Origin of the sequence: Paenisporosarcina sp. HGH0030, assembly GCF_000411295.1 — a bacterium.
GTDB lineage: Bacteria > Bacillota > Bacilli > Bacillales_A > Planococcaceae > Paenisporosarcina.
The window spans coordinates 1,810,497-1,821,250 of the sequence record NZ_KE150421.1 but is presented as its reverse complement, the minus strand read 5'-3'; the positions used below and the strand labels follow the sequence as shown (position 1 = coordinate 1,821,250).

General features: G+C 42.8%; 7 protein-coding genes. 6 read left to right on the top strand and 1 reads right to left on the bottom strand.

Features of this window, described 5'->3' with window-relative positions; genetic code table 11:
* Positions 1–263: 263 nt before the first annotated feature.
* The 6 genes from HMPREF1210_RS08715 to icmF all read left to right on the top strand — a co-directional run bounded on the left by HMPREF1210_RS08715 (position 264) and on the right by icmF (position 8,823).
* Positions 264–1,457 carry an acetyl-CoA C-acetyltransferase gene (locus tag HMPREF1210_RS08715; RefSeq protein WP_016428292.1) on the top strand — a complete coding sequence of 398 codons (1,194 nt, stop codon included), beginning with the start codon at positions 264–266 and terminating at the stop codon, positions 1,455–1,457.
* A gap of 36 nt (positions 1,458–1,493) precedes the next feature.
* Positions 1,494–2,345, top strand: coding sequence for a 3-hydroxybutyryl-CoA dehydrogenase (locus tag HMPREF1210_RS08710; RefSeq protein ID WP_016428291.1), 852 nt, complete (start codon positions 1,494–1,496; stop codon positions 2,343–2,345).
* Positions 2,346–2,357: 12 nt separating this feature from the next.
* Positions 2,358–3,494, top strand: coding sequence for an acyl-CoA dehydrogenase (locus tag HMPREF1210_RS08705; RefSeq protein WP_016428290.1), 1,137 nt, complete (start codon positions 2,358–2,360; stop codon positions 3,492–3,494).
* Between the two features lie 284 nt (positions 3,495–3,778).
* The gene (locus tag HMPREF1210_RS08700; RefSeq protein WP_016428289.1) at positions 3,779–4,918 is read left to right on the top strand and encodes an acyl-CoA dehydrogenase; all 1,140 of its coding nucleotides are present in this window, start codon (positions 3,779–3,781) and stop codon (positions 4,916–4,918) included.
* Between the two features lie 12 nt (positions 4,919–4,930).
* Positions 4,931–5,566, top strand: a complete 636-nt coding sequence (locus HMPREF1210_RS08695; protein ID WP_036659863.1) for a TetR/AcrR family transcriptional regulator — start codon at positions 4,931–4,933, stop codon at positions 5,564–5,566.
* Positions 5,563–8,823: a fused isobutyryl-CoA mutase/GTPase IcmF gene (gene icmF / locus HMPREF1210_RS08690; RefSeq protein WP_016428287.1), complete on the top strand. Its 3,261-nt coding sequence runs from the start codon at positions 5,563–5,565 to the stop codon at positions 8,821–8,823. The genes HMPREF1210_RS08695 and icmF overlap by 4 nt, the downstream gene beginning before the upstream one ends.
* Before the next feature lie 354 nt (positions 8,824–9,177).
* Here icmF and HMPREF1210_RS08685 read toward each other — a convergent pair whose 3' ends face one another.
* Positions 9,178–10,665 (bottom strand): hypothetical protein, encoded by a 1,488-nt coding sequence (locus HMPREF1210_RS08685; protein ID WP_231391069.1) that lies wholly within the window; start codon positions 10,663–10,665, stop codon positions 9,178–9,180.
* Positions 10,666–10,754: the final 89 nt, after the last annotated feature.

Genomic DNA, 10,754 nt, shown 5'->3' with positions numbered 1-10,754 from the left:
TGCGACGAGTAACCGCAGGAGCAAATAGTTACTGCGACAATACCAGAAAAAGCCGAATGGATAGAAACCGATCGCGAACGGTCATAAACACTCCGTGAGTGATCAAAAAATCATCACGAGTGGACGAAAACACTCAACGAATGGACAGAAACTCATCACGAGTGGACGAAACCAAAAATAACCAACAGATCCACATAATAAATTGTCGCAATTCTTTAAAAAAACAAAACTGTAAGCGTATACATTCAAAGGAGGCAACAATCATGACAAAAACAGTTATTTTAGATGGCGCACGTACAGCATTCGGGAAAATGGGAGGTGCACTCTCTTCACTTACTGCAAGCGATTTAGGTGGAGTAGCCATCAAAGAAGCATTGAACCGTGCAGGCGTTGCACCAGAATCAGTGGATGAAGTCATCATGGGTACGGTTTTGCAAGCTGGGCAAGGGCAAATTCCTTCTCGTCAGGCAGCTACAAAAGCAGGCCTTCCTTGGAGCGTTAAAACAGAAACAATCAACAAAGTGTGTGCATCAGGTATGCGCGCAGTAACGTTAGCAGATCAATTAATCCGTTTAGGTGAAGAAGAAACAATCGTTGCAGGCGGCATGGAATCCATGTCAAACGCTCCGTATTATTTGCCTAAAGGTCGATTCGGGTTACGCATGGGCGATGCACAAATGATAGACGGCATGATTTATGACGGACTTTCATGTTCATTCAACCCGAAACGTGTACACATGGGCACCTACGGCAATACAACAGCTGAGCAATTCGCGTTGTCTCGCGAAGCGCAAGATGCATGGTCATTCCGCAGTCATGATTTAGCGTTGAAAGCAATCGACAACGGAACATTCGCTGAAGAAATTACGCCAGTGGAAGTTCCACAACGTAAAGGTGACACATTGAAAATTGAACAAGACGAAGCACCCCGTCGTGATACATCAGTCGAATCTTTATCAAAATTAAGACCGGTATTTGGCAAAGAGGGTAGCATCACAGCAGGTAACGCACCTGGTGTAAATGATGGAGCTGCGGCACTTGTGTTGATGAGCGAAGATAAAGCGAAGGCAGAAGGCAAGACACCTCTTGCTTATGTCATCGGTCACGCGGAAGTTGCAATTGAGCCAGAAAACTTCCCACAAACACCGGGTCTTGTTATCAATGCAATCTTAGAAAAAACAGGCAAAACATTAGAAGACATCGACTTGTTCGAAATCAACGAAGCATTTGCAGCAGTAGCTTTGGCATCTGCACAAATCGCGAACCTGGATGAAACGAAAGTCAATGTAAATGGTGGAGCAGTAGCACTTGGACACCCAATCGGAGCGAGTGGAGCTCGTATTATCTTAACTTTGGCTTACGAGTTGAAACGCCGCGGTGGCGGAATCGGAATCGCAGCTATCTGTTCTGGTGGCGGTCAAGGCGATGCCATCATGATTGAAGTGCCTAAAGCTTAATTTAAACAGTGTGAACGTATAGAGGAGGACAACAAGATGACAATTCAAAAAGTACTCGTAATCGGAGCAGGTCAAATGGGGTCAGGAATTGCACAAGTGTGTGCACAAGCTGGCTTCGACGTAAAACTGAATGACATGAAAGAAGAATTTTTCCAACGCGGTCTTATGACAATCACGAAAAACTTATCACGCAATGTTGAAAAAGGACGCATGACAGAAGGTGAGAAGGAGCAAGTACTTTCTCGCATCACAAAGTCACTAGACTTAAACGATGCATCGGACGTTGACTTAGTGATTGAAGCGGCAGTCGAAAACATGGAAATCAAACAAAAGATTTTCAAACAACTTGATGAAATTACACCGAAGCATACAATTTTGGCTTCAAATACATCATCTCTACCAATCACGGAAATCGCTGCAGCGACAAACCGTCCGGCACAAGTAATCGGCATGCACTTCATGAATCCGGTACCAGTTATGAAACTGGTTGAAATCATTCGTGGACTTGCAACTACGGACGAAGTTTACACAAGCATCGAAGAAATGACGAAAAAACTTAATAAAGTGCCTGTTGAAGTAAACGACTTCCCAGGATTCGTTTCTAACCGCATTCTTATGCCAATGATCAACGAAGCGATTTATACATTGTACGAAGGTGTGGCTACGAAAGAAGCCATTGACGATGTCATGAAACTTGGAATGAATCATCCAATGGGACCTCTGCAATTAGCTGATTTCATTGGTCTGGATACTTGTTTGTACATTATGGAAATCCTGCATGACGGCTTCGGCGACAGCAAATATCGTCCGTGTCCATTGCTTCGAAAATATGTAAAAGCTGGCTGGTTAGGTAAGAAAACAGGTCGCGGTTTTTACGAGTACGAATAGGGGGTTTCATCAATGGAATTGAAATTTACAGAAGAACAATTAATGATGCGCAATATGGTACGTGACTTTGCAAAAACGGAAATTGAACCATTCATTGAAAGAATGGAACAAGGTGAATTTCCACGTGAAGTTTTAAATAAAATGGCGGAGTTAGGCTTGATGGGAATCACCATTCCAGAGCAGTACGGTGGATCTGAAATGGACTTCACAAGCTACATAATTGCGATTCATGAATTATCAAAAGTGAGTGCTGTAGTTGGCGTTATCTTATCAGTACATACATCTGTTGGGACGAATCCGATTTTGTATTTCGGAAACGAAGAGCAAAAACAAAAGTATATTCCGAAATTAGCGGCTGGAGAATATTTAGGAGCATTTTGCTTAACTGAACCATCAGCAGGATCAGACGTAGGCTCTATGAAAACAAAAGCAGTTAAAGACGGGGAACATTATAAAATTAACGGTTCAAAAGTTTTCATCACAAACGGTGGAGAAGCTGACGTTTATATTGTGTTTGCTTCAACGGATGCGACGCAAGGTTCGAGAGGGATATCTGCTTTCATCGTCGATAAAGACACACCGGGCTTGATTATCGGTAAAGATGAACACAAAATGGGCTTGCACGGTTCACGTACAGTTCAGCTAACATTTGAAGATATGAGAGTTCCGGTTGAAAACTTATTAGGTCAAGAAGGCGAAGGCTTTAAAATTGCCTTGGCAAACTTGGATGTTGGTCGAATCGGAATTGCAGCACAGGCTTTAGGAATTGCGGAAGCAGCATACGAGGCTGCAGTTGGATATGCAAAAGAGCGCGTTCAATTTGGTAAACCGATTGCAGCACAACAAGGTGTAGGCTTTAAAATCGCGGACATGGCTACAGCTGTCGAAGCATCTAAATTATTGGTTTATCGCGCGGCAGATTTACGTTCACGCGGCATAAATTGTGGAAAAGAAGCGTCAATGGCAAAACTATTCGCTTCTAAAACCGCAGTGGAAACATCCATCGAAGCAGTTCAAGTATTTGGTGGTTATGGCTACACAGAAGACTATCCAGTAGAACGCTATTTCCGTGACGCGAAAGTTACCGAAATTTACGAAGGCACATCTGAAATCCAGCGACTAGTAATCGGGAAACACTTACTGAAATAAAGACTACTAAAATATTGGCGATTATTTTGTTGATAGTAAAGGAATCTGCGACAAGCTTGTGCTCCTGCGGGAAAACGGACTGCCAAGACCCTACAGCGAAGACAAAGGAACGAAGGCTAAGAACGCCACCTCGTGTGGCAACGCCTTTGTGACCAACATCCTGTTGGCCCGAGGAGGCAAGGAAGTTCGTCCGCGGAAAGGGAGCAGATTCCCTCGTTTTGATAAAAATCAACTTATAGTTAACAAATCTTATATATTAATTTCACTTAAAAGGGGAATAGAAAATGAACTTCAAACTAACAGAAGAACATGAAATGATTCGTAAAATGGTGCGTGACTTCGCGACGAAAGAAGTAGCACCAACTGCTGCAGAGCGTGATGAAGAAGAACGCTTTGACCGTGAAATTTTCGATAAAATGGCAGAGCTAGGATTAACAGGGATTCCTTGGCCTGAAGAGTACGGAGGAATCGGTTCAGATTACCTTGCTTACTGTATCGCAGTAGAAGAACTTTCACGCGTTTGTGCATCAACGGGTGTAACACTTTCAGCTCATACATCTTTAGCTGGATGGCCGATTTTCAAATACGGTAACGAAGAACAAAAACAAAAATACCTTCGTCCAATGGCTGAAGGAACAAAAATTGGTGGCTACGGTTTAACAGAAGCTGGTTCGGGTTCTGATGCAGGCGGCATGAAAACAACAGCTAAACTTGATGGCGATCACTATGTGTTGAATGGTTCGAAAATCTTCATCACAAACGGTGGAATTGCTGACATTTATGTAGTATTTGCAGTAACGGATCCAACTTCAAAACATAAAGGTACAAGTGCATTCATCGTTGAAGCTGATTTCGAAGGCTTCTCAGTTGGGAAGAAAGAAAAGAAACTCGGCATCCGTTCATCACCAACAACGGAAATCATTTTCGACAACTGCCGCATCCCAAAAGAAAACTTGCTAGGTGAAGAAGGCGAAGGATTCATCATCGCAATGAAGACGCTTGATGGAGGACGTAACGGCATTGCAGCACAAGCTGTTGGTATCGCTCAAGGTGCACTCGACGCTTCAGTAGAATATGCGAAAGAACGCGTTCAATTCGGTAAATCAATCGCTGCGAACCAAGGGGTATCTTTCAAATTGGCTGACATGGCAACATCAATCGAAGCTTCACGTTTATTGACGTACCAAGCAGCTTGGTTGGAATCAAACGGTCATTCGTACGGGAAAGAATCAGCGATGGCGAAATTAATGGCAGGGGATACAGCGATGAAAGTAACAGTGGAAGCTGTTCAAGTATTCGGTGGCTACGGATATACGAAAGACTATCCAGTGGAACGTTACATGCGCGACGCGAAAATCACACAAATCTACGAGGGAACTCAAGAAATTCAACGTCTTGTTATTTCTCGTATGTTGACGAAGTAAGTCGTGACGCAAATGAAGCCCAAGCGCGAAGTCCAGTCGTCTGTGAAAGATGAAAGCCTAATTTCTAAACGCCGGAATCAAATGATTCAGGGGGCTGTCGCGCTCTTTAAACAAAAGGGCTTTCATCGCACCACGACTCGTGAAATCGCAAAAGAAGCAGGATTCAGCATCGGCACACTTTATGAATACATCCGTACGAAAGAAGACGTATTGTATTTAGTGTGTGACAGCATTTACGAAAAAGTGCAGGAACGTCTTACAGCTCTTCCAACGCAAGCTGGTACACTGGATGGCTTGAAAACAGCCATCCGTCACTATTACTTGCTTATTGATGAAATGCAGGATGAGTTCATGGTTATGTACCAGGAATCAAAATCCCTGCCAAAAGATGCACTGCAATATGTATTGAAAAAAGAACTCGAGATGGTAGCAATTTTTGAAGACATTCTTCATGCTTGCCGCAAATCGGGTGAAATTCAACTGTCTCAAGATGCCGTAAAATTGGCAGCACACCATATCGTGGTTCAAGGTCAGATGTGGTCTTTCAGACGTTGGGGACTCCACCGTGATCTGACCATCGAACAGTTCATTGATCAGCAAACAACATTTTTCTTACAAGGGATACAAGGGAATGGGGGAACAGCATGACAGCAACAGTGGAAATTTATCGTCCAAAAAACCACGTACGTTTCGTGACGGCTTCAAGTCTATTTGATGGGCATGATGCGTCAATCAACATTATGCGTCGCATCCTACAATCAACAGGTGCTGAAGTCATTCATTTAGGGCACAACCGCTCAGTGGAAGAAGTTGTGAACGCGGCAATTCAAGAAGATGCGCACGGTATTGCGATTTCATCTTATCAAGGTGGACACGTTGAATACTTTAAATACATGTACGATTTACTTGCTGAAAGAGGAGCTCCACATATCCGCATTTACGGTGGTGGTGGTGGTGTAATTATTCCAAAAGAAATTAAGGAACTTCATGATTACGGCATCGCGTGGATTTTCTCACCAGAAGACGGCCGTACACTAGGTCTTCAAGGTATGATCAATCGCATGGTAGAAGACTGTGATAAAGCTGTGGAAGCAAATAACGCTGTAGAGCAATTGGCTCAAGTTGATACGGACCATCCTGAAGTGTTGGCACATTTAATCAGTGTGGCTGAAGATGGCGCAAACAATGAAAATGCTGAAGCAAAAGCATTAGTAGAAAAAGCACGCGGACTTTCTAAAGGAACGCCAGTACTCGGGATCACAGGTACAGGTGGAGCTGGTAAATCTTCTTTGACAGATGAATTGATTCGTCGTTTCTTATCGGAATTACCGGATAAAAAAATTGCGGTTCTATCTATTGATCCTACAAAACAAAAAACAGGTGGGGCATTGCTTGGCGACCGTATTCGTATGAATGCAATCTTCAACAAACGTGTCTTCATGCGCAGTTTGGCAACACGTGGTTCTCGTACTGAATTATCAGGTGCAATTGGCGACGTACTGGATGTTGTCAGAGTGGCTGGCTACGATTTAATCATCGTAGAAACGAGTGGAATCGGGCAAGGGGATGCAGAAATCACAAACGTAGCAGACGTTTCTATGTACGTCATGACTAGTGAATTCGGAGCTCCTTCACAACTTGAAAAAATCGATATGATTGATTACGCTGACTTGATTGTCATCAATAAATACGAGCGCAAAGGTTCTGAAGACGCGCTTCGCCAAGTGCAAAAACAATACCAACGCAGCCGCGGCTTATGGGATGCTAGTATTGATACAATGCCTGTTTACGGCACGATTGCTAGTCAATTCAACGATAAAGGCACGAACTCATTATTCGCAGCTTTAGTGGCACGCGTAAATGAAGTATGCGGAACGAACTGGGAAACTTCGTATGAGCAATTTGTGAAAACGCAAAAGCAAAACGTTATTATTCCGAATGACCGTCGTTACTACTTGCGCGAAATCACGGATGCGGTACGTGGCTACCATAAAAAGTCCGATCAACAAGTAGAATTTGCACGTCGTTTGTTCCAATTAGAAGGTGCGATTGTAGCAGTCAACGAAAAAGCACCGAACGATGCATTAGTCGAGTCATTGACTTCTCTTGCACAAGGTGTTCGCGACGAATTGACTGCGGAATCAAAACGCATTTTAGACAACTGGAAAGCGCTCAAAGAAGCTTATGCCGGCGACGAGTTCATCACTCAAGTTCGCGATAAAGAAATCCGTACGATCTTACGTACAGAAAGTCTCAGTGGTCTGAAAATTCCGAAAGTTGTATTGCCGAAGTTCGTGGACTACGGTGAAATTTTACGCTGGGTTTATAAAGAAAACGTACCAGGTTCATTCCCATATACAGCGGGCGTATTCCCATTCAAACGTGAAGGGGAAGATCCAAAACGTCAGTTTGCTGGTGAAGGAACACCGGAACGTACAAACCGCCGCTTCCATTACTTATCAAAAGATGACGATGCGAAACGTTTATCAACAGCTTTCGATTCGGTAACTCTTTACGGAGAAGACCCAGATGAGCGTCCGGATATTTTCGGGAAAGTCGGAGAATCAGGCGTTAGCATTTGTACACTTGATGATATGAAGAAACTATACGATGGCTTTGATTTATGCGCACCTTCTACTTCTGTGTCAATGACAATCAATGGACCTGCTCCAATCATTTTGGCGATGTTTATGAACACGGCAATTGACCAGCAAGTGAAGTTGAACGAAGAAAAACTGGGTCGCACGTTAACGGTTGAAGAATTCACCGAAGTACGCGAAAAAACGATGCAAGTCGTTCGTGGGACTGTTCAAGCGGATATTTTAAAAGAAGACCAAGGGCAAAATACATGTATTTTCTCAACGGAATTCGCACTTCGCATGATGGGTGACATCCAACAGTACTTTATCGATTCAAAAGTACGCAACTATTACTCAGTATCGATTTCTGGTTACCATATTGCAGAAGCTGGAGCGAACCCGATTTCGCAATTGGCGTTTACGCTTGCAAACGGCTTCACATATGTTGAGTATTACTTGAGCCGCGGAATGAACATCGATGATTTCGCACCAAACTTATCATTCTTCTTCTCGAATGGTTTGGATCCTGAATATACAGTAATCGGCCGTGTGGCTCGTCGTATTTGGGCAGTTGTAATGCGTGATAAATACGGTGCCAATGACCGTAGCCAAAAATTGAAGTACCATGTACAAACTTCAGGTCGAAGCTTGCATGCGCAAGAAATCGATTTCAACGATATCCGTACAACACTTCAAGCATTGATGGCGTTGCAGGATAACTGTAACTCACTTCACACAAATGCTTATGACGAAGCGATTACAACACCGACGGAAGAATCCGTTCGTCGTGCAATGGCGATTCAAATGATCATTACAAAAGAACACGGTCTTGCGAAAAATGAAAACCCACTACAAGGTGCATTTATTATTGAAGAAATGACCGACTTAGTGGAAGAAGCGGTACTTTCTGAATTTGATCGTATCAACGACCGTGGTGGCGTACTTGGTGCCATGGAAACACAGTACCAACGTGGAAAAATTCAGGAAGAATCCATGCATTACGAAATGCTGAAACATACGGGGGAACTGCCGATTATCGGTGTGAACACATACTTGAACCCAAACCCGCCTTCAGCGGAAAGCATTGACAACATGGAAATTGCACGTGCAACAACAGAGGAGAAAGAAACGCAAATTCTCAACTTGCGTGCCTTCCAACAACTCAATTCTGTAGAAGCAGAAGCTGCGCTGAAACGCCTGAAAGAAGTAGCAGTAACAGGCGGCAACATCTTCGAACAACTGATGGACACAGTAAAAGTGGCCTCACTTGGTCAAATTACTAATGCTTTATACGAAGTAGGCGGCCAATACCGTCGTAATATGTAAACCGAAAAAAGCGACCCACTTTGGTGGGTCGCTTTTCTGTTTGGGAATATGAAGAATAGGGTGTTACGGCGACTCACACTTTATTTTTCGAGGAGTATAAGTCGAGATAAATGGTTGAGAGGGAATAAACCGCCGTCGTAAAGGAATAAACATCCTAACTAGTGTTATACACAACAGGAGCGAAGCGAAAACAAAACCATTAAATCTTTAAACCTGAATGGGAGCAATTTCGCTAAATCGCTGCATTGGCTCTTTTCTGTGAAAGAAGCTTGCTATATTTGAAAATCCCGGTTCCATGGAACAACTCCAGGGAAGCGGGATTATCATTTAACTCTTATAAATCATACCTATAACCTATAAAAAATACGGACCGATCAGGAAAAATAAAATCATGAAATTAACAGCCGTCGTATACAATATCAGCATATTACCATTGTCTTCCGACACTTTTGTACGCGAAAGGAAAACTGGCAATAAACATACTATTCCTGCCACAATAATTACTGCCGATACTTGCCAGAGCTCCGTTAAATAAGGAGCTTTCTGAACGATTTTTTCCGGATTAAAGACGGTTGCGAACAAGACAAGTTGGCTGACAACCAAAGCGACTGTATTCACCAATAAGGCAATGAAGTAGGCATTGGATCTACGCAATTTATGAAGTAAAGCAAGTGCGCCATAGCCAATACTTAGTGCCGGAACAAGCCAGGCGAAAGACAGCAACATCATCACGAAACCGTTAAACAAGATCGTTAACATGGTATAAAGTGCTTCTTTATTGTCGCCTTCCAGACCGTCTAAACTCTGTGCGCGTTTTTCTTCAGTAGTTGAAGAATACATGAGTTTTTGGACGGTTCCGTTTGACTGGAAATAAGCCAGGGTATCTATATTAAGTAAAATTGGATTGGTATAAAGATCTCCAATTTTCGTTGCAGCTGCCGCTTCAATGTGTTCATTGTCAGCAAGTCCAACATAAGCCTGATTCACTTTTTTGCCAGTTGAATCATAATGCGAAGCGGTGAAAGAAATATATGTATCGGCTTCACTCAGAAAAATACTTGGAAAACGGACATCTGTCAGTTTGATGCCGGTATTCTTATCGAAAAAAGCAAGTTGTGAGAAAGAAGGTGTCTCTTGCTCCGTTAACTCAAACGTGGCCGTTCTTATAGACTTTTGTCGAGAACCACCGGAATTGATTTCTATATCCAACAGCATTCCGAAAAGATTGTTTGGCTTCGAGAAAAGCGTCATCGATTGTATGATTTCACTTGAATTCGTGGTGAACTGGAACAATTCTTCCAATTCACTACCAGCTTCGTAAAGTGTGAACCGGTTAGTGAGAATGTCACGAGTCACGATGAAAATATGATCATCCAAAACTTTGGCTGTGAAAACTGGCTTCTCAGTGGTGAAAGGCATCACCGCACCATCACCTTGCTGAACGAACACTTTTTGATCAGTTGTCCAATAAACAAGCGTGTCGTCGGACTTTGTGAAATCCTCAACCTGGTCAGCAATCATTTCATTATTACCGTATTCAGTAGAGTAGATTAGCGAATCTTCAACGATAGTATAAGAAGTTTTTCCATCGCTCCATGTATTTTTCTTGGCATTTAAATCTGAATTCGACCATGCCTTCTCACAATCCATAGTCAATGAACATTCATATAAATCTAGTTGTCTAAAATTAAGCAAGCTAACTGCATAGCCATTTTTAGTCGGTACACTTTGAAGCTTTATATAATCACTTGCCTGTTCATCAGTAGGAAATGATCGGCTCCATTCAGGAGAAGGTGGCGCTTTTTGTTCATTCAAGTTAACCCAGTATTGGGAACCTATCAATAGGAGTAAGAGTCCTAAGGTGTATAATTTGAGTTTTCTGGTCATCATCGGGTCCTTTGCATCAAAGATGTATTTATTACTAGTATGGC

What these genes read in the sequence shown, in the direction of transcription:
- HMPREF1210_RS08715 (WP_016428292.1), top strand. Translation starts at nt 264, where the DNA reads ATGACAAAAACAGTTATTTTAGATGGCGCACGTACAGCATTCGGGAAA.
- HMPREF1210_RS08710 (WP_016428291.1), top strand. Translation starts at nt 1,494, where the DNA reads ATGACAATTCAAAAAGTACTCGTAATCGGAGCAGGTCAAATGGGGTCA.
- HMPREF1210_RS08705 (WP_016428290.1), top strand. Translation starts at nt 2,358, where the DNA reads ATGGAATTGAAATTTACAGAAGAACAATTAATGATGCGCAATATGGTA.
- HMPREF1210_RS08700 (WP_016428289.1), top strand. Translation starts at nt 3,779, where the DNA reads ATGAACTTCAAACTAACAGAAGAACATGAAATGATTCGTAAAATGGTG.
- HMPREF1210_RS08695 (WP_036659863.1), top strand. Translation starts at nt 4,931, where the DNA reads ATGAAGCCCAAGCGCGAAGTCCAGTCGTCTGTGAAAGATGAAAGCCTA.
- icmF (WP_016428287.1), top strand. Translation starts at nt 5,563, where the DNA reads ATGACAGCAACAGTGGAAATTTATCGTCCAAAAAACCACGTACGTTTC.